At 71.1% G+C, this 20,496-nt stretch carries 22 protein-coding genes; 10 read left to right on the forward strand and 12 right to left on the reverse strand.

Features of this window, described 5'->3' with window-relative positions; genetic code table 11:
* Positions 1 to 101: 101 nt before the first annotated feature.
* From trpS to ACIHCX_RS11380, 3 genes are all read left to right on the forward strand, one after another.
* Complete coding sequence (trpS, locus tag ACIHCX_RS11370; RefSeq protein WP_400028707.1) at positions 102 to 1,115, forward strand: tryptophan--tRNA ligase; 1,014 nt, start codon at positions 102 to 104, stop codon at positions 1,113 to 1,115.
* 181 nt (positions 1,116 to 1,296) lie between these two features.
* Entirely contained in the window at positions 1,297 to 1,878 is a 582-nt protein-coding gene (locus tag ACIHCX_RS11375) for a 2'-5' RNA ligase family protein (protein WP_400028708.1), read from the forward strand.
* A 101-nt stretch (positions 1,879 to 1,979) separates the two neighbouring features.
* Positions 1,980 to 2,936, forward strand: a complete 957-nt coding sequence (locus tag ACIHCX_RS11380) for a YihY/virulence factor BrkB family protein (protein ID WP_400028709.1) — start codon at positions 1,980 to 1,982, stop codon at positions 2,934 to 2,936.
* Here ACIHCX_RS11380 and ACIHCX_RS11385 read toward each other — a convergent pair.
* Positions 2,884 to 4,152, reverse strand: a complete 1,269-nt coding sequence (locus ACIHCX_RS11385) for a D-alanyl-D-alanine carboxypeptidase family protein (protein ID WP_400028710.1) — start codon at positions 4,150 to 4,152, stop codon at positions 2,884 to 2,886. The genes ACIHCX_RS11380 and ACIHCX_RS11385 overlap by 53 nt on opposite strands.
* A 91-nt stretch (positions 4,153 to 4,243) precedes the next feature.
* Between ACIHCX_RS11385 and ACIHCX_RS11390 the strand changes: the two genes are divergently transcribed.
* From ACIHCX_RS11390 to ACIHCX_RS11400, 3 genes are all read left to right on the forward strand, one after another.
* The gene (locus ACIHCX_RS11390) at positions 4,244 to 4,483 is read left to right on the forward strand and encodes an SCO4848 family membrane protein (protein ID WP_400028711.1); all 240 of its coding nucleotides are present in this window, start codon (positions 4,244 to 4,246) and stop codon (positions 4,481 to 4,483) included.
* Positions 4,484 to 4,558: 75 nt separating this feature from the next.
* Positions 4,559 to 5,914 carry a metallophosphoesterase gene (locus ACIHCX_RS11395; protein WP_400028712.1) on the forward strand — a complete coding sequence of 452 codons (1,356 nt, stop codon included), beginning with the start codon at positions 4,559 to 4,561 and terminating at the stop codon, positions 5,912 to 5,914.
* Positions 5,915 to 6,100: 186 nt separating this feature from the next.
* Positions 6,101 to 7,639: an ABC transporter substrate-binding protein gene (locus tag ACIHCX_RS11400; protein WP_400028713.1), complete on the forward strand. Its 1,539-nt coding sequence runs from the start codon at positions 6,101 to 6,103 to the stop codon at positions 7,637 to 7,639.
* Between the two features lie 26 nt (positions 7,640 to 7,665).
* On the opposite strand, the gene ACIHCX_RS11405 is transcribed toward ACIHCX_RS11400, so the two are convergent.
* Positions 7,666 to 9,120 (reverse strand): ATP-binding protein, encoded by a 1,455-nt coding sequence (locus tag ACIHCX_RS11405; protein ID WP_400028714.1) that lies wholly within the window; start codon positions 9,118 to 9,120, stop codon positions 7,666 to 7,668.
* Positions 9,117 to 9,821: a response regulator transcription factor gene (locus ACIHCX_RS11410; RefSeq protein WP_400028715.1), complete on the reverse strand. Its 705-nt coding sequence runs from the start codon at positions 9,819 to 9,821 to the stop codon at positions 9,117 to 9,119. The genes ACIHCX_RS11405 and ACIHCX_RS11410 overlap by 4 nt, the downstream gene beginning before the upstream one ends.
* A gap of 157 nt (positions 9,822 to 9,978) precedes the next feature.
* Between ACIHCX_RS11410 and ACIHCX_RS11415 the strand changes: the two genes are divergently transcribed.
* On the forward strand, positions 9,979 to 12,393 hold the full coding sequence (locus tag ACIHCX_RS11415; protein WP_400029211.1) for an MMPL family transporter: 2,415 nt from the start codon (positions 9,979 to 9,981) through the stop codon (positions 12,391 to 12,393).
* Positions 12,394 to 12,481: 88 nt separating this feature from the next.
* Here ACIHCX_RS11415 and ACIHCX_RS11420 read toward each other — a convergent pair whose 3' ends face one another.
* The 4 genes from ACIHCX_RS11420 to ACIHCX_RS11435 all read right to left on the reverse strand — a co-directional run bounded on the left by ACIHCX_RS11420 (position 12,482) and on the right by ACIHCX_RS11435 (position 14,680).
* Positions 12,482 to 13,234: a TetR/AcrR family transcriptional regulator gene (locus ACIHCX_RS11420; protein ID WP_400028716.1), complete on the reverse strand. Its 753-nt coding sequence runs from the start codon at positions 13,232 to 13,234 to the stop codon at positions 12,482 to 12,484.
* A 9-nt stretch (positions 13,235 to 13,243) separates the two neighbouring features.
* Complete coding sequence (locus ACIHCX_RS11425) at positions 13,244 to 13,759, reverse strand: thiol-disulfide oxidoreductase DCC family protein (RefSeq protein WP_400028717.1); 516 nt, start codon at positions 13,757 to 13,759, stop codon at positions 13,244 to 13,246.
* Entirely contained in the window at positions 13,756 to 14,163 is a 408-nt protein-coding gene (locus ACIHCX_RS11430) for a hypothetical protein (protein ID WP_400028718.1), read from the reverse strand. Before ACIHCX_RS11430 ends, ACIHCX_RS11425 begins: the two co-directional genes overlap by 4 nt.
* 109 nt (positions 14,164 to 14,272) lie before the next feature.
* A complete protein-coding gene (locus ACIHCX_RS11435) occupies positions 14,273 to 14,680 on the reverse strand; it encodes a VOC family protein (protein ID WP_400028719.1) in 408 nt (135 codons plus the stop codon).
* Between the two features lie 189 nt (positions 14,681 to 14,869).
* Here ACIHCX_RS11435 and ACIHCX_RS11440 point away from each other — a divergent pair, with 189 nt between their 5' ends.
* The 3 genes from ACIHCX_RS11440 to ACIHCX_RS11450 all read left to right on the forward strand — a co-directional run bounded on the left by ACIHCX_RS11440 (position 14,870) and on the right by ACIHCX_RS11450 (position 16,249).
* On the forward strand, positions 14,870 to 15,331 hold the full coding sequence (locus tag ACIHCX_RS11440; RefSeq protein ID WP_400028720.1) for a TM2 domain-containing protein: 462 nt from the start codon (positions 14,870 to 14,872) through the stop codon (positions 15,329 to 15,331).
* Positions 15,324 to 15,737, forward strand: a complete 414-nt coding sequence (locus tag ACIHCX_RS11445; protein ID WP_400028721.1) for a DUF2752 domain-containing protein — start codon at positions 15,324 to 15,326, stop codon at positions 15,735 to 15,737. Before ACIHCX_RS11440 ends, ACIHCX_RS11445 begins: the two co-directional genes overlap by 8 nt.
* Before the next feature lie 248 nt (positions 15,738 to 15,985).
* Positions 15,986 to 16,249 carry a TM2 domain-containing protein gene (locus ACIHCX_RS11450; protein ID WP_400028722.1) on the forward strand — a complete coding sequence of 88 codons (264 nt, stop codon included), beginning with the start codon at positions 15,986 to 15,988 and terminating at the stop codon, positions 16,247 to 16,249.
* A gap of 92 nt (positions 16,250 to 16,341) precedes the next feature.
* On the opposite strand, the gene ACIHCX_RS11455 is transcribed toward ACIHCX_RS11450, so the two are convergent.
* From ACIHCX_RS11455 to ACIHCX_RS11475, 5 genes are all read right to left on the reverse strand, one after another.
* A complete protein-coding gene (locus ACIHCX_RS11455) occupies positions 16,342 to 17,103 on the reverse strand; it encodes a succinate dehydrogenase iron-sulfur subunit (RefSeq protein WP_400028723.1) in 762 nt (253 codons plus the stop codon).
* On the reverse strand, positions 17,103 to 18,857 hold the full coding sequence (sdhA, locus tag ACIHCX_RS11460; protein ID WP_400028724.1) for a succinate dehydrogenase flavoprotein subunit: 1,755 nt from the start codon (positions 18,855 to 18,857) through the stop codon (positions 17,103 to 17,105). The genes ACIHCX_RS11455 and sdhA overlap by 1 nt, the downstream gene beginning before the upstream one ends.
* Before the next feature lie 25 nt (positions 18,858 to 18,882).
* On the reverse strand, positions 18,883 to 19,365 hold the full coding sequence (locus tag ACIHCX_RS11465) for a succinate dehydrogenase hydrophobic membrane anchor subunit (protein WP_400028725.1): 483 nt from the start codon (positions 19,363 to 19,365) through the stop codon (positions 18,883 to 18,885).
* 5 nt (positions 19,366 to 19,370) lie between these two features.
* Positions 19,371 to 19,751 carry a succinate dehydrogenase, cytochrome b556 subunit gene (gene sdhC, locus ACIHCX_RS11470; protein WP_388473617.1) on the reverse strand — a complete coding sequence of 127 codons (381 nt, stop codon included), beginning with the start codon at positions 19,749 to 19,751 and terminating at the stop codon, positions 19,371 to 19,373.
* A gap of 148 nt (positions 19,752 to 19,899) precedes the next feature.
* Complete coding sequence (locus tag ACIHCX_RS11475; RefSeq protein ID WP_400029212.1) at positions 19,900 to 20,436, reverse strand: 2-oxo-4-hydroxy-4-carboxy-5-ureidoimidazoline decarboxylase; 537 nt, start codon at positions 20,434 to 20,436, stop codon at positions 19,900 to 19,902.
* Positions 20,437 to 20,496 lie beyond the last annotated feature (60 nt).

Genomic DNA, 20,496 nt, shown 5'->3' on the forward strand with positions numbered 1-20,496 from the left:
CCGCGTTCTCACACCCTTGTTACACCGCGCGGGACGATCCGGTTCCCATCTGTTTCCGACCGGTTCCGGATCGGGCTCTCTTACCTGAGAGAATGGTGAGCATGGCGACTGACCGACCCCGCGTGCTCTCCGGAATCCAGCCCACCGCCGGATCGTTCCACCTCGGCAACTACCTCGGCGCCGTCCGCCAGTGGGTGGCCCTCCAGGAGAGCCACGACGCGTTCTACATGCTCGCCGACCTGCACGCGATCACGGTCACGCAGGACCCGGCCGAGCTGCGCGCCAACACGCGGGTGGCGGCCGCCCAGCTGCTGGCCGCCGGGCTGGACCCGGACCGCTGCACGCTGTTCGTGCAGAGCCACGTCTCCGAGCACGCCCAGCTGGCCTGGGTCATGAACTGCCTCACCGGCTTCGGCGAGGCCGGCCGCATGACCCAGTTCAAGGACAAGTCCGCCAAGCAGGGCACCGACCGGACCTCCGTCGGCCTGTTCACCTACCCGATCCTCCAGGTCGCCGACATCCTGCTCTACCAGGCCAACGAGGTGCCGGTGGGCGAGGACCAGCGCCAGCACATCGAGCTCACCCGCGACCTCGCCGAGCGCTTCAACGGTCGCTTCGGCCAGACCTTCACCGTCCCGGACGCGTACATCCTCAAGGAAACGGCGAAGATCTACGACCTCCAGGACCCGACGACCAAGATGAGCAAGTCGGCGTCCACGCCGAAGGGCCTGGTCAACCTGCTGGACGACCCGAAGGCCACGGCCAAGAAGGTCAAGAGCGCGGTCACGGACACCGACACCGTCATCCGGTACGACCCGGAGACCAAGGCGGGCGTCAGCAACCTCCTGACGATCTACTCGACGCTGACCGGGGCGGGTATCGGCGAACTGGAGGAGAAGTACACGGGCAAGGGCTACGGTGCGCTCAAGACGGATCTCGCCGAGGTCATGGTCGAGTTCGTGACGCCGTTCCGGGAGCGGACCCAGCAGTACCTGGACGACCCGGAGACCCTGGACTCGATCCTGGCCAAGGGTGCGGAGAAGGCGCGCACGGTCGCCGCGGAGACCCTCTCCCAGGCGTACGACCGGGTGGGTTTCCTGCCCGCCAAGCACTGAGACGCACCACCGCACACGCGCGCCGCGGGGCAGAGCGCCGCACATCACTGTGGCTGTGCCTGCCCACAGCGGCGCCGTGGTCGTACAGTCATAGCCGGACGGCGGTGACGAAACGGCTGAGAACGAAACAAGAAGCCCCAGAAGACCCAGAAGACAGATCCGGCACGACGAAGGAGACGACGTGGGGACCGTAACGATCGGCGTGTCGATCGCGGTCCCGGAGCCCCACGGCAGCCTGCTCCAGCAGCGGCGCGCGGGCTTCGGCGACGCCGCGGCTCACGGCATCCCCACGCACGTCACCCTGCTGCCGCCGACGGAGGTCGACGCCGTGGAGCTGCCGGCCGTCGAGGCCCATCTGACGGAGGTGGCCGCGGTCGGGCGCCCCTTCACCATGCGGTTGTCCGGCACGGACACCTTCCGGCCGCTGTCCCCGGTGGTCTACGTGCGGGTCGTCGAGGGCGTCGAGGCGTGCACGCGGCTCCAGCAGCAGGTCCGTGACGCCTCCGGGCCCGTGGCGCGCGAACTCCAGTTCCCCTACCACCCGCATGTGACGGTGGCGCACGGCATCGACGACGCGGCGATGGACCGCGCCTTCGAGGAGCTCGCCGGGTACGAGGCCGCGTGGCCGTGCACCGGGTTCGCCCTGCACGAACAGGGTCCCGACGGGGTGTGGCGCAAACTGCGCGAGTTCGGCTTCGGCGGCAGCGCCGTGGTGCCCCCGCAGGCGGGCGCTGTGGACCGCGGCACACTACCCGCCCGGTAGGCGCACACTGCCTGCCGGCAGGCGACCGTATCGTTCGGGTATGCGTGTTTTGACGCAGAAACGCTGTGTTCATGCGGCCGTCGAGCGGGCACAGTCCGATCATGGACTGGCTGAAGAAGCTTCCCGTCGTCGGGCCGTGGGTGGCCCGCCTGATGACCACGCACGCGTGGCGGTCGTACGAGCGCCTGGACCGGGTCAAATGGTCGCGACTGGCCGCCGCCATGACGTTCATCAGCTTCATCGCGCTGTTCCCGCTGCTGACGGTGGCCGCCGCGGTCGGCGCCGCCACGCTCAGTCCGCAGCAGCAGCACACGCTCCAGGACAAGATCGTCCAGCAGTTCCCGGGCCTGGGACAGCAGTTGGACATCAGCGCCCTGGTGCAGAACGCCGGGACGGTCGGGCTCATCGCCGGTGCCGTCCTGCTGCTGACCGGCGTCAACTGGGTCGGCCAGATGCGGGACTGCCTGCGCGCGGTGTGGCGACTGCCCGACCCGGAGGAGAACCCGCTGATGGCCAGGGTGAAGGACGCGGGCGTCCTGATCGGGCTCGGTGGTGCGCTGCTGGTCACGCTCGCCGTGTCCACCGTCGCCTCGGCCGCCGTCGGCTACCTCGCCCGGCAGATCGGGCTGGCCGAACACGGCTGGGGCAGCGTCCTGTTGCGGATCATCGCGTTCGCGGTCGCGGTCCTCGCCGACTTCCTGGTGCTGCTGTACGTCCTCACCCTGCTGCCCGGCGTGGAGCCGCCACGCCACCGGCTGCTGGTCGCCGCGCTGATCGGCGCGGTCGGCTTCGAGCTGCTGAAGCTGCTGCTGAGCGGCTACATCCAGGGGGTGGCGGCGAAGAGCATGTACGGCGCCTTCGGGGTCCCTGTCGCCCTGCTGCTGTGGATGAACTTCACGGCCAAGCTGGTCCTGTACTGCGCCGCCTGGACGGCGACGCAGGGCGGTGCGGGCGACGGGAACGGCGAGCCCGACGGGGGCGGCGACGGCGGCCGGGCCGTCGATCTCAGGGGCGGGTCCGGCGGCGCATCAGGTCCGGCAGCGGCCACCGGCGGTTGACCAGGAACGCGCCGGCCGCGAGCAGCACCAGCGCGCCACCGGCGACCCCCAGGGCGGTCCCCATCCCGCTGGAGCCGTGCTGCGCCGACGCGCTCGCCTCGGCGGCGGGGGACGAGGCGCCGTCGGTCCGGCCGGCCGAGGGCTCGGCGCCCGGCTGCCCCTTCGCCTCGACGGCGCTCCTGGGCGGCACCAGGTCGCCCACCGGCCGCGCCTTGTCCAGAGCGGCGAAGCCCCAGTCGAAGAGCTTGACGGTCTCCTTGTAGACCTCGTTGTGCTGCTTGTCCTCCGGGTTCATCACCGTCACGAGCAGCACCCGGCCGTCACGCTCGGCGACGCCGGTGAAGGTGGCGCCCGCGTGGGTGGTGTTGCCGTTCTTCACCCCGGCGATGCCCTGGTAGACCGGGACGTCGTAGTCGCCGCTCAGCAGCCGGTTGGTGTTCTGGATCTCGAAGGAGCCACGGGTGGTCTTGCCCTTCTTGTTCTTCTTGGTCTCGCCCGGGAACGACGCCCGCACCGTCGAGCAGTACTCGCGGAAGTCCTTCTTCTGCATCCCCGAGCGGGCGAACAGCGTGAGGTCGTACGCCGAGGAGACCTGGCCCTTGGCGTCGTAGCCGTCCGGGCTCACCACGTTCGTGTCGAGCGCCTGGAGCTCCTGCGCGTGCGCGTTCATGTCCTGCACGGTCGGCCCGGTGCCGCCGTTCATCGCGGACAGCACGTGCACGGCGTCGTTGCCGGAGCGCAGGAAGACGCCCAGCCACAGGTCGTGGACCGTGTAGGTCTCGTTCTCCTTGATGCCGACCAGGCTGGAGCCGGCGCCCACCTCGGCGAGGTCGGCCGGGGCGACCTTGTGCGTCTGGGTCCGGGGGAACTTCGGCAGCACGGTGTCGGCGAACAGCATCTTCAGGGTGCTGGCCGGAGGCAGCCGCCAGTGCGCGTTGTGCGCGGCGAGCACGTCGCCGGACTCGGCGTCGGCCACGATCCAGGAGCGCGCGGTGAGGTCCTTCGGCAGCACGGGCGCGCCGTCGGCCAGGTCGACCTGTGTGCCGGGCAGGCCCAGGCGGGCGCCGCCCACGGTGGACATCCCGGCCGGGGGAGTGGCCGACGGGACCGGCGCGGCGAGGGCGGCCGGCGCGGTCAGCGACACGGACGACATGGACAGCAGGACGGCGGAAGCGACCATCAGCGATCGTTTGACGATCTTATTGGGTGCGGGCACGGTCGGAAACGTACCCGGCGCGGGCAGTGACGTTCCGCCCGCCCTCCCACCCCGCCCGCGGAGCCGGGTTCCGGACGGCGATACTGAAGGCATGAAGCTCAGCCGCCCCGTCTCCTGGTTCCTGCTCGCCTTCGGGGTGTGGAGCTGGGTCATCTGGGTCACTTTCGTCAAGAATCTCGTCAAGGACGGCAGCGGTCTCGCGTTCGACCACGGGCACCCGACGGCCTACTTCTGGGTGCATCTGACGCTCGCCGTCGTCTCCTTCGTATTGGGGACGGTCATCGGGGGCATCGGGTTGCGCGGACTGCGCGCACTGCGCCGGACGCCGTAGCGTTCCGGACAGTTCCACGGGGCCTTCGGCGGGGCCGGAGGCCGGTACAGGCGACAGGCGGAAGGAACCGGCGGCATGGTGGTCGTCTTCGTGCTCGTGGCGCTGCTCGTGCTCAGCGGGGTGGTGGCGGCCAACTGGTACCTGTGGCGCCGCCTGTTCCGCGACACCACCAGCGGCCCCGGCCCGGTACGCCGGGCGGGCGCGGCCCTGATCGTCGGCGGCTGGCTCCTGGCCGTCGCGGCCCTCGTCACCGAGCGCGCCGGAGCCCCCTTCCGGCTCCAGCGCACCCTGGCCTGGCCCGGCTTCCTCTGGCTCGCCCTGGCGCTGTACCTGCTGCTGGCCACCCTGGCGACCGAACCCCTCCGCCCGGTCCTGCGCCGCCTCCTGCCCACCCGCCCGCAGGCACCCGCCGTCCCCGAACCGTCCGACCCCCTCCCCGCCGCACAGACGCCCGCCCACGAGCCGCGGTCCGCCGACGAGCCGGCGCGTTCCGCGGTGGGCGGGGCCGGGGCGGCGGTCGCCGGTTCTGCCGGGGCCGTGGCGGCCCCACCCGGCACCGACCCTCCGGGCACGCCCGCGGAGGGCGTGTCGCCGCCGCGTGAGCTTCCCGGCCGGAGGCTGTTCGTGTCGCGGGTGGTCGGCGGCGGCGCCGCCGCGGTCGCCCTGGGGACCGTGGGGTACGGGACCTACGGGGTGCTGCGCGGGCCGCGGGTGAAGCGGGTCACCGTGCCGCTGGCGAAGCTGCCGCGGGCGGCGGACGGGTTCCGGATCGCCGTCGTCAGCGACATCCACCTCGGACCCGTCCTCGGGCGCGGCTTCGCGCAGAAGGTCGTCGACACGGTCAACGCCACCCAGCCCGACCTCATCGCCGTCGTCGGAGACCTGGTGGACGGCAGCGTGAAGGACCTCGGACCGGCGGCGGCCCCGCTGGCCGGGCTCCGGGCGCGGCACGGGGCGTACTTCGTCACCGGCAACCACGAGTACTTCTCCGGTGCCGAGCAGTGGGTCGAGGAGGTGCGGCGTCTGGGCCTTCGCCCCCTGGAGAACGCGCGCACCGAACTGCCCTCCTTCGACCTGGCCGGCGTCAACGACGTACAGGGCGAGAGCGAGGGGCAGGGCCCCGACTACGAGCGGGCGCTCGGCGACCGGGACACGGCACGCGCGTGCGTACTGCTCGCCCACCAGCCGGTGCAGATCCACGAGGCCGTCCGGCACGGTGTGGACCTCCAGCTCTCCGGTCACACCCACGGCGGCCAGCTCTGGCCCGGCAACCTCCTCGCGGCCGCCGCCAATCCGACCGTCGCGGGGCTGGAGCGCTACGGCGACACCCAGCTGTACGTCAGCCGCGGCGCGGGCGCGTGGGGCCCGCCCACCCGGGTCGGAGCCCCGTCCGACATCACCGTCGTCCAACTCGCCTCGACCCAGGCCTGACCAGCTCCCCGCAGGCCCCTCCCAAACGCTCGAACAACAAGTCTTCGTAACTTCTTCGCATTCTCCCCAGACCCGGCTTTCCCTTCGTGAAAAGCGTGTGATTAGGTATCCGCGCCACTCAGGTGTGTGGCATATGCAGAAGGGTCCAAAAGGGACCTGGGGAGGATACGGATGCGATCGGTTCGCATGCGGATCCTCACGACGCTGCTCGTGCTGGCGGTCGTGGGGGTGGGCGGCTGGCAATTGCTGCCGTCGCAGGAGAGCAAGAACAAGACGATCGTCGTCGGGACGACGGACGCCGTCACGTCGCTGGACCCGGCCGGAGCCTACGACGCAGGCTCCTGGGCGCTGTTCAGCAACGTGTTCCAGTCCCTGCTGACGTTCGAGCCGGGTGGCGTCACACCCGTGCCGGACGCGGCCAAGAGCTGCGGCTTCGTCGGCGGCGGACTGCGCACCTACCGGTGCGAGCTGCGCGACGGAATCAAGTTCCCCAGCGGACGCGAGATGACCGCCGAGGACGTGAAGTTCTCCTTCGACCGCGTGAAGAAGGTCAACTCCGACTCCGGCCCGTCTCCCCTGCTGTCCACCCTCGGCTCGGTGGAGGCCGGCGGCATGACCGTCACCTTCCACCTGTCGACGCCGGACGCCACCTTCCCCCAGAAGGTGGCCACGGGCGCGGGGGCCATCGTCGACCACACCCGCTACCCGAAGAACGGGCTGCGTACGGGCACCGCCGTCGACGGCACCGGACCGTACACGCTGAAGGCGTACGCCAAGGACAAGAGCGCGGTGCTGGAGCCGAACGGCTCCTACAAGGGCGCCATCAGCAGCACCGGAGAGCCGGTCGAGCTGCGCTACTACGACGACGCGTCCGGGCTCGAGAAGGCCTGGAGCGCCCGGCAGATCGACGTCGCCTCCCGCACGCTGCCCCCGAAGGTCCTCGCCGGACTCAACCCGAGCGACCCCCAGATGCGCGTGTCGGTGTCCGACAGCTCCGACGTCCGCAACCTCTACCTCAACGCCCGTGCCTCCTCACCGCTGCACGACGTCCGCGTCCGGCAGGCCCTGGCCTGGCTGATCAACCGCGAGGAGCTGGCCAACAGCGTGTACGACGGGACCGTCGACGCGCTGTACTCGGTGATCCCGGCGGGCATCACGGGCCACAACACGGCGTTCTTCGACACCTACCCGGCGCAGGACGACCAGAAGGCACGCGCGCTGCTGACCGAGGCCGGCGTGTCGCTCCCGGTGCGGATCAGCTACGGCTACGGCAAGGGTGGCGGCGCCGTCGCCGACGAGGCCGCCGAGATCAAGCGGCAGCTGGAGTCGAGCGGCCTGTTCAAGGTCGACGTCAAGGGCTACGAGTGGAGCGCGTTCCAGAAGCTCTGGGCGGACGGCAGCCTCGACACGTACGCGGTCGGCTGGGTCGCCGACTACCCGGACCCGGACACCTTCGCCAGCGTCGTCGCAGCCGACGGTCCCATGAGCACCGGCTACAACAGCAAGACCGTCGACAACCTCATCCGGGACACGCAGCAGTTCGCCGACCGGGGCCGCAGCGCCACGGACTTCCGCACCCTGCAGGCGCAGGTCGCGCAGGACGTACCGCTGATCCCGCTGTGGCAGCGCAAGGAGTACGTCGTCAGCAGCGAGGACGTCGGCGGCGCCCAGTACCTGACGGACGGTACGGGCAGCTACCGGCTCTGGAAGCTGGGCTGGATCTGACCGTCGCGGCCTGCGCCCGCTGAGCGTCACGGCCGTGCTCCCGCCGGCAGAGTGACCGTCACCGCGAGCCCCTCCCCGGGGTCCGTGCGGACGGTCACTTCGCCGTTGTGGGCCTCGACCACCCCCTGGACGATGGCCATGCCGAGGCCGCTGCCCGCGCCGCCGCCCGCGCGGAAGAAGCGGTCGAAGACGCGCGCCGCGTCCTCCTCCGCCAGCCCCGGACCCCTGTCCCGCACGCACAGCCGTACGACCCCGTCCGTGCGCTCCGCCGTGAGCCGCACCGGAACGTCGGCGGGCGTGTGGACGCGCACGTTGGCCACCAGGTTGCCGAGCACCTGCCGCAGCCCCGACTCGTCGGCGTGCACGAGGAGGACGCCCTCGGCGCCCACGGTCACGGGCCGCTCCGGCTGCTGTGCGCGCAGGTCCTCGGCGGCGTCCCGCACCAGCCGGACGACGTCGACGTTCCGCAGCCGCAGCTGCGGCCGCTGGTCCAGGCGGGCCAGGGTGAGCAGTTCGTCGACGAGCCGCCCCATGCGGTCCACCTCGGCGTTCATCCGGTCCCAGGCGCGTCTGCGCTCGTCCGGCTCGGTCAGCATCCCCTTGTCGTACAACTGGAGGTAGCCGCGTATCGCCGACAGCGGGGTGCGCAGCTCGTGCGAGGCGTCGGCGACGAAGCGGCGCAGCTGGGACGCGCTGCGTTCGCGCGTGCGGTACGCCGTCTCCACCTGGTGCAGCATGGAGTTCAGGGCGACCCGCAGCTGTTCCACCTCCTGGGTGGGATGGTGGCTGGAGGGCACCCGCCGGGTCAGGTCGCCCTCGGCGATGGCCGAGGAGGTCTCCACCATGTCCTCCAGCGGCCGCATCCGGCGCCGCACGCTGAACATCGTCAGGCAGGCGAGCAGCGCCAGCAGCAGCGTGCCGACGCCGAGGTCCAGCTTGAGGGCCTTGGCGACGCCCTGGTGCAGCGGGTCGGTGGAGGTGGCGAACACGAGGTAGGTGCCGTCGGCCAGCCGGGCGGAGGTCGTCCGGTAGACGGCGCCGTGCAGCGTCACCTCGTGCGGTGTCGGGTCGGCGGCGAGCGCGCCCGGATCGCCGACCGCGGCGGCCAGGGCCCGCTGGGCCTTCGTCGGCGCGAAACCGGCGATGGGCACGGCCTCGCCGCGGCTGCCGAGGGCGGTGAAGACGGAGTCGGGCCGCGGACTGCCGACGGTGGCCTGCACGAAGTGGTCCCGGATGAGGGCCAGCGCGGCCAGCGAGTCGATCTGCCGCATGGTCAGCCGGGAGTCGACCACGGACTCACGGGTCTTGATCAGCTGGGTGTCGATCTGGCCGAGCAGGTAGTGCCGCATCCCCATCAGGCTCGCGGCCGTCGCCACCACGACACCCACGGCGAGCAGCCCGACGTTCGCCAGGGTCAGCTTGCCGCGCAGGGAGTGGATCCCGTGCCGGCGGCGCCGCGGACGCGGTCCGACCGGCCTCATGCCAGCCCGTATCCCACGCCCCGCCGCGTGGTGATCAACGGCGGTCCGAGCGCGTCCAGTTTGCGGCGCAGATAGCTGATGTAGGTCTCGACGACGGTCGACTCGGGCGGTGTGTGCTCGTACTGCCAGACGTGCCTGAGGAGTTGCTCCTTGGGCACGATCCGGCCGCCGTTGCGCACCAGGAAGCGCAGCAGCGCGTACTCAGTGGGGGTGAGTTCGACCGCACGGCCCGCACGGTGCGCCGAGTACGTCGTCTCGTCCAGCTCCAGATCGCCGTAGCGCAGCGGCGGGCGCTGCGGGAGGACGTCGGCGGGGCGGGTGCGGCGCAGCACGGCCCGTACCCGGGCGACGACCTCGTCGATGTTGAAGGGCTTGGTGATGTAGTCGTCGCCGAAGCCGAGCGCGCCGACGACCTCCGCGGGCGCGTCCCGCGCGGTGACGAAGACCAGCGCCAGGTCCGGGCAGCGGCTGCGCAGCTCGCGGCCGAGCGCCCGGCCGTCCCCGTCCGGCAGCATCACGTCCAGCAGGGCCACGTCGGGCCGGGTGCGCTCGACGAGCGCGCACGCCTCGCGGACCGTGGCCGCGGTCATCACCTGGAAGCGGTGGTAGCGCAGCGCGATGGCCAGGACGTCCGCGATGGACTCCTCGTCCTCGACGACGAGGACCGTCGCCCCTTCGTGCCCTGCCTCGTTGACGGTCATGTCCCCAGTATCCGCGGCGGGACCGGCGGCGGGGCCTCGGCTGCTTTGGAGTTCCTTGAGAGTCGGGGCGGCACGTGCCCGTCCGCGCCCGCCGCTGCGGATGCTGGTGTCCCAGGACCCGGGGGACCCGGATGAAGGAGCGTAGAGCGTGACGACATTGGCGCGGTGGTGCTACCGGCACCGGCTGCTGGTCCTGTTGCTGTGGGTGGTGGCGCTGCTCGGGGCGGGCGTGGGGGCGTCTGCCGGGGGCACGGCCTACGCGAACGTCTTCTCCCTGCCGGACACGGACTCCAAGTCCGCGTACGACCTGATGGAGAAGGCGTTCCCGAAGGCCGCCGGCGACACCGACACGGTGGTGTGGAAGGTCGACGAGGGGTCGGTCCGGGACGCGTCGGTGCGCGCCCGGATCGAGCCCGCCCTGGCGGAGATCGGCCGGATGCCGGGGGTGGGCGCGGTCAGCAGCCCGTACGCGGGCGCCCGGGGCGCGGCGCAGATCAGCCGGGACGGCACGATCGCGTACGCGCAGCTCACCTTCGCCGAGCGGGCGAACGAGGTGCCCAAGCAGCTCGTGCAGGATGTGGTCGACACCGCGCGGGCGGCCGAACGCGACGGGCTCCGGGTGGAGTTGGGCGGTCAGGCGATCACTCGGATCCAGCAGCCGCCCACGGGTCTGTCCGAGCTGGTCGGCCTCGCGGCGGCGGCGGTCGTGCTGTTCCTCGCCTTCGGCTCGCTCTTCGCGATGCTCCTGCCGATCGCCGTGGCGGTCTTCGGGGTCGGCATCGGCCTGTTCTCGACCCAGATGATCAGCCATGTCACGGACGTGCCCGACATCGCCCCGCTGCTCGCCACCCTGATCGGCCTCGGCGTGGGCATCGACTACGCGCTGTTCATCGTCACCCGGCACCGGCGCGGCCTGCTGCGCGGTCTCGAACCGGAGGATTCGGCGGCGGTCGCCCTCAACACCTCGGGCCGGGCCGTGCTGTTCGCGGGCGGCACGGTGTGCATCGCGCTCGCCGGGATGCTGGTGACGGGCCTGCGCTTCCTGGACGGTGTGGTCATCGGCACCTCGCTCACCGTGGTGCTGAGCGTGCTCGCGGCCGTCACCCTGTTGCCGGCGCTGCTCGGGTTCCTCGGGCCGCGGGTGCTCAGCCGGCGCCAGCGGCGGCGGCTCGCGGCCGGGGGCCCCTCCGGCGAGGAGGGGGCGAGCACGCTCGCCGCACGCTGGTCGGGAACGGTGCAGAGGCGTCCCGGCTGGATCGCGGGCCTCGCGCTGGTCGTGATGGTCCTGCTCGCGCTGCCGGTGCTGTCACTGCGGCTGGGCGCCGGCGACCAGGGCAACGACGACGCCTCGACGACCACCCGCAGGGCGTACGACCTGCTGGCCGAGGGCTTCGGACCCGGCTTCAACGGACCGCTCCAGGTGGTCTCCGCCGACGGCGACACCACCGCGCTGGTCAAGGGCATCGAGGAGACCCGCGGGGTGGCCCGGGTGGCCGCGCTGCCGCCCGCGCACGGTGTCACCGTCATCCAGGTCGTCCCGACCACCTCGCCGCAGTCCGAGCGGACGGACCGGCTCATCGACACCCTGCGCGACGAGGTGATCCCCGAGGCGGGGGCGCGGGCGCACGTCGGCGGTGTCACGGCGGTCTCGAAGGACTTCGCCTCCGTCACGGGCGACCGTCTGCCGTACTTCGTCGCGACCATCGTCGGCCTCGGCTTCCTGCTCCTGCTGGTCGCCTTCCGTTCGCTGCTGGTGCCGCTGACGGCGGCGGTGATGAACCTGGTCGCCGCCGCGGCGTCCTTCGGCGTCCTGGTGGCGATCTACCAGTGGGGCTGGGGCCTGGAGCTGCTGGGCCTCGGCAAGGAGGGGCCGATCCAGGCGTTCCTGCCGATCATCATGCTGTCCCTGCTGTTCGGCCTGTCGATGGACTACCAGGTCTTCCTGGTGAGCCGGATGCACGAGGAGTGGGTGCACACTCGGGACAACGCCCGTGCGGTCCGGGTGGGTCTCGCGGAGACCAGCCGGGTCATCAACTCGGCGGCCCTGATCATGGTCTGCGTCTTCCTCGCCTTCGTCCTCAGCGGGAACCAGGGCGCGGCGATGGCGGGCGTCGGTCTCGCGGCGGCGGTCGCGCTGGACGCGTTCGTGCTGCGGACGGCGCTGGTGCCGGCGGCGATGCATCTGTTCGGCAGGGCCAACTGGTGGCTGCCGGCCTGGCTGGAGCGCCGCCTGCCGCATCTGGCGGTGGAGCCGGCGGAGGAGCCCGAGGAGGCACCGGTGCCGCGGCCGACCGGCCCCGCTTCGGTGGTCCACGGCTTCATCCGCACCGAGGAGGGCGAAGCGGTCCATGGCGCGGCCGTGACCCTGCTGTCCAAGGGCGGCCGGCAACTGGACCGGGTGGCGTCCCTGGCCGACGGCTCGTACATCGTCGCGGTGCCGGGACCGGGCACCTACCTGCTGGCGGCCACGGCCTCACCCCACGGCTCCCGCGCCCACCACGTCGTCGTGACCGACGGCCCCCTGGTCCACGATGTGGAGCTGACGGAGGAGGAGGTCGACGCGGTCAAGTAGCCGGCGTCTCCCCGTCCTTGGGGATTCTGCCGACGTCGAGGGTGACCTCGGCCCCGATGGCGGCGGGCAGGGTGACACCCGGAAGTGATCACTCGGCCGCCGTGCCCCGCCCCCTGCCCGCCGGGTCCGGCATCAGCCGGGTCATGCCCGGCAGGAAGTCCGTGAACAGTTCGTGCACCTCGTGGACGAGGGGCCGCAGTAGGCGGAAGCGGGCCAGGGCGACGCCCCGCGCGGTGAGGCGGGCGCCGCGCTCGGCCAGCCGGTAGCTGCGCTCGCGCCCCTCGGTCCGGTCGAAGATCCAGTACAGCACGAGCCCCATTTGGGAGAGCCACATCAGCTCGGGCAGCACCTCGCGCAGTTCCGCCGGGACCTTGGTCCTGGCGCCGTGCAGCACCTCCTTGTGGACGCCGATGGCCTCCACGCGCGCGTGTTCCGACTCGGGGGAGAAGGGGCTGAGCGGGCTGTCCGGGTCGGCGGCGTTCTTGAAGAACTGCACCGCGAACTCGTGGTAGGGCGTGGCGACGTCCAGCCACGCCCTCAGCACGCCCGCCAGCCGCGCCTCCAGGGCGGTCTCCCGGGCCAGGACCTCCCGGACCGCCTCCTGGTGCTCGGCGGCGATCCGGTCGTAGAAGCCCTGGATCAGGTGCTCCTTGCCCTCGAAGTAGTAGTACGCGTTGCCGACGGAGACTCCTGCCTCCTTGGCGATGGCCCGCATGGTCGTCTTGTCGTATCCGCGTTCCTGGAACAGCCGCATGGCCGTCTCCAGGATGAGAGCGCGGGTCTGCTCGGACTTGCTGGCGGGCACGCCCTCACCGGGGGCGTCGTCGTTCTTCGCGGGCACGGACAGAGCCTAGCCAGTGGCGCAGGCGCCGCCGTCACAGCCGGGTGGTTCGTGGATCCAGCCGTACCGCGGGTCGTAGGACCACCCGTCCCCGCGCCGGTACGCGCCCCCGCCCCAGCGCTCGCCGTCCCGCCGGCCGGCGCGCCACCTGGCGGCGGCCAGCACCGCGCCCCTGGCGAGCCGCGCGCCCGCCGGGGTGCTGAGCCGGTGGGAGAGCGGCCGGTGTTCGCGCAGGGCCCACAGGACGACGATCCAGGCGGCGGCTCCCCGGTAGACCTGGCCCGAGTCGCCGACGACCGTGACCTCCTCCAGGGTGGCGCCGTGGTCGAGGCCCGGGAAGCGCCGCCCGGCCTGCTCGGAGCCGGCCGGGACGAGTTCCAGGGGCACCAGCTGCGGCTGCCTGACGAGCCAGTCGCGCACGGACGCGCACAGCGCGCACTCGGCGTCGTACAGGACGGTCAGCCCGCGGACCGGGACGCGCGCGGCGTCCCGGTCGCGGCCGGCGGCGGTCGGCACCGCGCTCACGCCCCGGCCGAGGGCGCGGCCCAGTCCTGCGGGGCGACCGGCGGCACCTGCTCGCGCTCCAGCACCCCGCGGCGGCGGATCCGGTTCAGCACGTACACGTTGCCCAGATGCATCACGCCGAGCACCAGCAGCACCACGCCGAGCTTCGTCGACAGGGCCTCGAAGATGCCGCGCGTGTCGTCGATGGCCTGGTCGCCGCTCAGGTACAGCGCGACGAAGCCGAGGTTCACGAGGTAGAAGCCGACCACCAGCAGGTGGTTCACGGCGTCGGCGAGCCTGTCGTCGCCGTGCAGGACGTCGGCGAGGAAGATCCGCCCGTTCCCGCTGAGCGTGCGGGCCACCCAGACGGTCAGGGCGATGCTGACGAGCAGATAGATGACATAGGCGATGACCGTGCGGTCCATGCCCCCCACCCCTTCTTTTGAACGCGTTCAAAACGCTGGCGTGAGAGACTCTAGACCTGTTTTTGAACGCGTTCAACACGCGTGGGGAAGTTCCGTGGTGACGGGCGTCTCAGGGTCTGCGCCCGAGTTCCGGCCGCTTGCGGTAGTCGGTGAAGCCCAGGACGTTGCCCCACGGGTCGGCGATCTCGACGGTCCAGCCGGTCGCCACGGCGAAGGGCTCGTCGAGCAGTTCGATCCCGGCCCTCGCGAACGCGTGCGCCGCCGCCCGCGCGTCCGGCACCTCCAGCCACACCCGGGGCGAGGGCCACGGCGGGGAGCGGTGCCCGAGCTCCTCCTGGCGCAGCAGGATCCCCGGCGTCTCGCCCCCGACCTTCAGCAGCGCGATGCCGGCCTCGTCCAGGCGGAACGCCACCGCGAACCCGGCCCGCTCGTAGAACCCCAGGGCCTCGCCGAGATTCCCCACGGGCAGCAGCACGTTGTCGAACCCGAGCAGCTCGTACGACTCGTCATCTGACATGCCGTCAGATTAGGTACGGGATCCGCGCCGCCCGGGAGGCCGAGCGCGGAGCGGGTGCCGGCTCACTCGTTCGGCGCGGGGCGCGGGGCGCGGGGCGCGGGACGTCGGGTGGTACCCCGATGTTTCGCTTCGGCCGCTCTTCCTGCAATATGACCGTCAGTTCGTCGGAAGTCGAAGAGTGGAGCCACCGTGTCCGAGCAGCCGCAGCAGCCCAACCAGGCCCCGGGATACGGGTATCCCCACCAGCAGCCCGGCGGCTACCCGCCGCCTCCGGGTGGTAACCCGCCCCCCGGCGCGTATCCGCCGCCGCCCGGCGCTTACCCGCCGCCCGGCGGTTACCCGCCCCCCGGTGGCTACCCGCCGCCCGGTGGCTATCCGCCGCCCCCGGGGATGCAGTTCGACCCCAACGCCCCCTACGGCTACGACCCCTACGGCCGCCCCTACTCCGACAAGTCGAAGATCGTCGCCGGTGTCCTCCAGCTCTTCCTCGGGGGCCTGGGCATCGGCCGCTTCTACATCGGCCACGTCGGGATCGGCATCGCCCAGCTCTTCACCTGCGGAGGGTTCGGCATCTGGGCGCTGATCGACGGCATCATGCTGCTGACCGGCAACGACAACACCGACTCCCAGGGCCGGATCCTGCGTGGCTGACGCGGTGTCCGGCACAGTGCGCGACCGGCTGCTGCGGCATCCGGCCGCGGCTCCGCTCGCGGTGCTGTGCGCCGGCGTGGCGGGCGCCGGGTACCTCTACGTCACCGACCCGCACGAGCCCGGCCACGTCCTGCCCCAGTGCCCCTTCCGGTACGTCACCGGGCTGCTCTGCCCGGCCTGCGGCGGCACGCGCATGGTGTACGACCTGATGCACGGCCGCCTCGGCCAGGCCTGGCTGGACAACAGGATGCTGCTGCTCGCCTCGCCGTTCGCGCTGGCGCTGCTCGGCAGGTGGGCCCTGGAGGGGCTGCGCGGCCGCCGCTGGCACCCCCGGCTCAGCCCTCGGGCGCAGGCGGCGGTGCTGCTGGTGGCCGTGGCGTGGACCGTGGTCCGCAACGTCGTCTAGAGCGGTCGGGGCACAGTGCCCAATGCGCCATGGTGGCCGAATGTGATCACGGAACGGGAACATTCCTCCGAACCCTCTCCCGCGCCGCCCTTTCGGATCTTTATGCTCCCAAGGCGCAGGGGGGACGGCCGCATCCGGTCGGCGCGCGTGGAATCGCGCACGGATGCCGTATGGACCGGGCCGTCGGGCTCCCTGGCCTCGGAGATTCCCACTCCGGGTGTTGTCACCAGTCCCCAGGAGCACCAGCCATGACCGTCCCCACCCCTGACGCCCCCTACGGCTACGACCCGATGGGCCGCCCGTACTCCGACAAGTCGAAGATCGTCGCGGGCATTCTCCAGCTCTTCCTCGGAGGCCTGGGCATCGGCCGTTTCTACGTCGGCTCCGTGGGTGTGGGCATCGCCCAGCTGCTCACCTGCGGCGGTCTCGGCCTCTGGGCCCTGATCGACGCCATCCTCTTCTTCGTGAGCAACGACCGCACGGACTCGCAGGGTCGCATCCTGCGCGGCTGACCCGTGCGCGCACCCGGCGACGGCCGGGCACGGCACGCCGAGGGCCCCGTTCCGAACGGAACGGGGCCCTCGGCGTCGTGTACCGCGGAACGTCAGAAGCGGCGCGTGATCAGCGCCCGCTTCACCTCCGCGATCGCCTTCGTCACCTCGATGCCGCGCGGGCAGGCGTCGGTGCAGTTGAAGGTGGTGCGGCAGCGCCAGACGCCGTCCTTGTCGTTGAGGATCTCCAGGCGCTGCTCACCGGCCTCGTCACGGCTGTCGAAGATGAACCGGTGGGCGTTGACGATGGCCGCCGGGCCGAAGTACTGCCCGTCGTTCCAGAACACGGGGCAGGACGAGGTGCAGGCCGCGCACAGGATGCACTTCGTCGTGTCGTCGAAGCGGGCGCGGTCCTCCGCGGACTGCAGGCGCTCCCGCGTCGGCTCGTTGGTCTCCTTGGTGACCAGGAACGGCATGACGTCCCGGTACGCCTGGAAGAACGGGTCCATGTCCACGACCAGGTCCTTCAGGACCGTGAGGCCCTTGATGGGCTCGACCGTGATCGGCTTCTCGGGGTTGATGTCCTTGATCAGCGTCTTGCAGGCCAGACGGTTCTTGCCGTTGATCCGCATGGCGTCCGAGCCGCAGATGCCGTGCGCGCAGGAGCGACGGAAGGTCAGCGTGCCGTCGAGCTCCCACTTGATCTTGTGCAGACCGTCGAGGACGCGCTCCTTGGGGTCGATCTCCAGCTGGAAGTCTTCCCAGGTCGCCTCGGCCGAGACCTCCGGGTTGAACCGGCGGACGCGGAAGGTGACGGTGATGTAGGGGGAGGCGGCGGACTGCGCCTCCACCTTGTCCAGAACGGGGGTTGCCATCAGTACTTACGCTCCATCGGCTGGTAGCGGGTCTGGACGACCGGCTTGTAGTCGAGACGGACGGTTTCCGACCCGTCGTCGCCGACCTCGCGGTACGCCATGGTGTGGCGCATGAAGTTGACGTCGTCGCGGTTGGGGTAGTCCTCGCGGTAGTGACCGCCGCGGGACTCCTTGCGGGCCAGGGCGGAGACCGCCATGACCTCGGCCAGCTCCAGCAGGTTGCCCAGCTCGACGGCCTCCAGGAGGTCCGTGTTGAACCGCTTGCCCTTGTCCTGGATCGCCACGTTCCGGTAGCGCTCGCGGAGTTCGGCGATCTTCTCGACGGCCGTCTTGATCGTCTGCTCGGTGCGGAACACCATGACGTTGGCGTCCATGGTCTCCTGCAGCTCACGACGGATCACGGCCACCCGCTCGGTGCCCGTGGAGGTCCGCAGCCGCTCGAGCTGCTCGACCACGAACGACTCGGGGTTCTCCGGCAGTTCCACGTACTCGGCCTTCGCGGCGTACTCCGCGGCCGCGATACCGGCCCGCTTGCCGAACACGTTGATGTCCAGCAGCGAGTTGGTGCCCAGACGGTTGGCGCCGTGCACGGAGACGCAGGCGACCTCGCCGGCCGCGTACAGGCCCGGCACGACCGTGGTGTTGTCCGCGAGCACCTCGCCCTGGACGTTGGTCGGGATGCCACCCATCGCGTAGTGCGCGGTCGGCTGGATCGGAATCGGGTCCGTGTACGGCTCGATGCCCAGGTAGGTCCGCGCGAACTCGGTGATGTCCGGCAGCTTGGCGTCCAGCTGCTCCGGCGGCAGGTGGGTCAGGTCCAGGTAGACGTGGTCGCCCTCGGGACCGCAGCCGCGGCCCTCACGGATCTCCGTGTAGATGGAGCGGGAGACGACGTCACGGGAGGCGAGGTCCTTCATGACCGGCGCGTACTTCTCCATGAAGCGCTCGCCGTCCTTGTTGCGCAGGATGCCGCCCTCACCGCGGGCGCCCTCGGTGAGCAGGATGCCCATGCGCCAGATGCCGGTCGGGTGGAACTGGAAGAACTCCATGTCCTCCAGCGGCAGACCGCGGCGGTAGACGGCGGCCTGGCCGTCACCGGTCAGCGTGTGCGCGTTCGACGTCACCCGGAAGAACTTGCCGTTGCCGCCGGAGGCGTAGATCACGGACTTCGCCTGGAAGATGTGGAGCTCGCCGGTGGCCAGCTCGTACGCCACCACACCCGCCGACCGCTTCACGCCGTCGACCTCGGTGATCAGCTGGTCCAGGACGTAGAACTCGTTGAAGAACTCCACGCCCTCCTTGACGCAGTTCTGGTACAGCGTCTGGAGGATCATGTGGCCGGTGCGGTCGGCCGCGTAGCAGGAGCGGCGGACCGGGGCCTCGCCGTGGTTGCGGGAGTGCCCGCCGAAGCGGCGCTGGTCGATCGTCCCGTCGGGCGTCCGGTTGAACGGCAGGCCCATCTTCTCCAGGTCGAGGACGGAGTCGATGGCCTCCTTCGCCAGGATCTCGGCGGCGTCCTGGTCGACCAGGTAGTCACCGCCCTTGACCGTGTCGAAGGTGTGCCACTCCCAGTTGTCCTCCTCCACGTTGGCCAGCGCGGCGGCCATGCCGCCCTGCGCGGCGCCCGTGTGGGAGCGGGTCGGGTAGAGCTTGGTCAGGACCGCGGTGCGGCTGCGCTTGGTCGCCTCGATGGCGGCCCGCATACCGGCGCCGCCGGCGCCGACGATGACGGTGTCGTACTTGTGGATCTTCATCAGGAAAATACCTCGGTCCCGGGGCCTAGCGGATGTTCGGGTCGAAGGTGAAGATCACCAGCGTGCCCAGCAGGATGGTCCACACCGTGGCGGTGTAGAGCAGTGCCTTCAGCCACAGGCGCGTGTTGGCGCGCTCCGCGTAGTCGTTGATGACCGTGCGCAGGCCGTTGCAGCCGTGCAGCATCGCCAGCCACAGCATGGCGAGGTCCCAGACCTGCCACCAGGGGGAGGCCCAGCGGCCCGCGACGAAGGCGAAGCCGATCTTGGAGACGCCGCCGTCGAGGACCAGCTGGATCAGCAGGTGGCCGAGGACGAGGACGACCAGGACGATGCCGGACAGCCGCATGAACAGCCAGCCGTACAGCTCGAAGTTGCCCCGGGTCGACTTCGGGGTCTTCTTGGTCCGCTGGCGCGGGGCCTCGATGAGGGGGGCGGGGTTGTCCACGCCGTAGACGGAGCCGCCCTCGACCGGGCCAACGCCGGAAGCGGTGGTTTCAGTGGTGGACATGCGCGTCAGCTCCCGAATACCGCACGAGCGGCGTGGCCGAGGACGGGGTAGATCGCCCCGATCATGAGCAGGACCCAGACGCCGACCACGGTCCACAGCATCTGCTTCTGGTACCGGGCGCCCTTGGCCCAGAAGTCGACGGCGATGACACGCAGGCCGTTGAGTGCGTGGAAGAGGATGGCGGCGACCAGCCCGTACTCGAGTACGGCGACGATCGGCGTCTTGTAGGTGGCCACGACCTTGTCGTAGGCCTCGGGAGACACACGCACGAGTGCGGTGTCCAGCACATGAACGAACAGGAAGAAGAAGATGAGGACGCCGGTGACTCGGTGAGCCACCCAGGACCACATTCCTTCCCGGCCGCGGTACAGCGTTCCAGCCGGCACGGAAGAACCCTCCGGGAGCGGGGACTAGGGCCGCACCGGCTTCACGGTCGGTCGGGCCCGGCCGGGTACGGTCCACCGGCCCCCAGTATCGTACCGACGTGCTGACCGGGGCCTTACGGGGGGTCCGCCCGTGTGATCGAAGTCGCTCTCAAAGGTGCACGGACGGCTCAGTGACGGCGCCCAGAAGGCCCCGCAGCCGCCCGTTCGCCAGCCTTCGCAGCTCTTCCCGGGCGATCGCCCGCTCGTCCTCCGGCTCGTGGGCCAGACGGGACCGGATCGCCGGCAGGACCCGGTCCAGGGTCTCGTCCGGGGCGGTGCCGTCCAGGCAGATGACGAAGGTGTGGCCGAATCTGGCCTCGTAGGCGGCGTAGGCGGCGCTCAGGGCCGTGGAGGCGGCCGCGTAGGTGCCGGCGGGCAGGGACGGCGGGGGTTCTTCCGCCAGGGCCCCGGCCAGTCCCTCGGGGCCCAGGTCGTACGTCGCCTCGTCCGCCGCCGCCAGGAGGGACGACAGGTCCGGATACGGGCGGTGGGCGGCGACGAGGCGGGCCCAGCGAGGGCTGCGCAGGCAAGTCAGGAGGGTCCGGTGGGCCTCGGCGGCGGGGGCGGTGTTGAAGTGCTCCAGGTTCTGCGCGGGCAGCGTGGGTCCTAGGTCGGCGGGAGGTCGGCAGGGGAGTCCGTGAGAGATGTGCCGCTACGGTATCGGGTGTGCTCATGACGTGTTCGACGAGTGGCTGAATTTCACCCG

It is taken from the genome of Streptomyces sp. NPDC052043 (assembly GCF_044548235.1).
Lineage (GTDB): Bacteria > Actinomycetota > Actinomycetes > Streptomycetales > Streptomycetaceae > Streptomyces.

Excerpts from the sequence above, each read along its gene's own strand:
- trpS (WP_400028707.1), top strand. The coding sequence starts at position 102 with ATGGCGACTGACCGACCCCGCGTGCTCTCCGGAATCCAGCCCACCGCC.
- ACIHCX_RS11380 (WP_400028709.1), top strand. The coding sequence starts at position 1,980 with ATGGACTGGCTGAAGAAGCTTCCCGTCGTCGGGCCGTGGGTGGCCCGC.
- ACIHCX_RS11390 (WP_400028711.1), top strand. The coding sequence starts at position 4,244 with ATGAAGCTCAGCCGCCCCGTCTCCTGGTTCCTGCTCGCCTTCGGGGTG.
- ACIHCX_RS11395 (WP_400028712.1), top strand. The coding sequence starts at position 4,559 with ATGGTGGTCGTCTTCGTGCTCGTGGCGCTGCTCGTGCTCAGCGGGGTG.
- ACIHCX_RS11400 (WP_400028713.1), top strand. The coding sequence starts at position 6,101 with ATGCGGATCCTCACGACGCTGCTCGTGCTGGCGGTCGTGGGGGTGGGC.
- ACIHCX_RS11405 (WP_400028714.1), bottom strand. The coding sequence starts at position 9,120 with ATGAGGCCGGTCGGACCGCGTCCGCGGCGCCGCCGGCACGGGATCCAC.
- ACIHCX_RS11410 (WP_400028715.1), bottom strand. The coding sequence starts at position 9,821 with ATGACCGTCAACGAGGCAGGGCACGAAGGGGCGACGGTCCTCGTCGTC.
- ACIHCX_RS11430 (WP_400028718.1), bottom strand. The coding sequence starts at position 14,163 with ATGGACCGCACGGTCATCGCCTATGTCATCTATCTGCTCGTCAGCATC.
- ACIHCX_RS11435 (WP_400028719.1), bottom strand. The coding sequence starts at position 14,680 with ATGTCAGATGACGAGTCGTACGAGCTGCTCGGGTTCGACAACGTGCTG.
- ACIHCX_RS11450 (WP_400028722.1), top strand. The coding sequence starts at position 15,986 with ATGACCGTCCCCACCCCTGACGCCCCCTACGGCTACGACCCGATGGGC.
- ACIHCX_RS11455 (WP_400028723.1), bottom strand. The coding sequence starts at position 17,103 with ATGGCAACCCCCGTTCTGGACAAGGTGGAGGCGCAGTCCGCCGCCTCC.
- sdhA (WP_400028724.1), bottom strand. The coding sequence starts at position 18,857 with ATGAAGATCCACAAGTACGACACCGTCATCGTCGGCGCCGGCGGCGCC.
- ACIHCX_RS11465 (WP_400028725.1), bottom strand. The coding sequence starts at position 19,365 with ATGTCCACCACTGAAACCACCGCTTCCGGCGTTGGCCCGGTCGAGGGC.